We start from the raw sequence: 836 nt of genomic DNA on the forward strand, positions 1-836 counted from the left end.
GTCAGGTGTTTGGGGTGCATCGCAGTAGCTACCGGGCTTGGCGTAGTCGGGATAGAAGACCTTGTGAGACTGAGCAGAAGCTGCTGGATCAGGTTGTCGAGGCGCATACCGTCAGTAACGGCTCTGCCGGCGCTCGCAGCATTGCAAAAATGGTCACGCAGGCAGGAATACAGTTGAGTCGTTATCGGGCCAGCAGGCGGATGAAGCAGCTGGGGCTGATGAGTTCGCAGCCGCCGAGGCACGCCTACAAGAAGGCTGATCAGCCACACCTGGATATACCGAATGTTCTTGATCGGGAGTTCGATGTAAAGAAGCCCAATCAGGTATGGACCGGCGACATTACCTATATTTGGACAGGGGCACGCTGGGCTTATCTGGCAGTGGTCATCGACTTGTATGCTCGTAAACCCGTGGGGTGGGCATTGTCCCTATCGCCGAACACGGAGCTGGTAAAGAAAGCGCTGACCATGGCCTACGAATCGCGTGGAGAGCCACGGAATATCCTGTTTCATTCGGATCAGGGTTGCCAGTACACCAGCCGGGCATTCCGGCAGATGCTCTGGCGCTACCGAATGACACTGAGTCTCAGTCGCCGTGGCAATTGCTGGGACAATGCCCCAACAGAGCGCTTCTTCAGAAGCCTGAAAACGGAATGGATACCAGAGATCGGCTATCCCGATGTTGCTGCGGCGAAGCGATCTGTCACTGATTATATGATCGGTTACTACAGCAGCCTCCGGCCGCACAAGCATAACGATGGGATACCGCCGAATTTGGCAGAAAAGAACTACTGGAATGCTCAAAGCTCGGTGGCCAAAAGCACTTGACCACTACAC

The 836-nt window shown here is 55.0% G+C and carries 1 protein-coding gene; it reads left to right on the forward strand.

All coding sequences use genetic code 11. From position 1 onward, the window contains the following. The coding region (locus R3F72_RS18570; protein ID WP_332780483.1) for an IS3 family transposase at positions 1-827 on the forward strand (827 nt) is incomplete at its 5' end. Positions 828-836 lie beyond the last annotated feature (9 nt).

Source organism: Salinicola sp. 4072, from assembly GCF_036663415.1.
GTDB lineage: Bacteria > Pseudomonadota > Gammaproteobacteria > Pseudomonadales > Halomonadaceae > Salinicola > Salinicola salarius_A.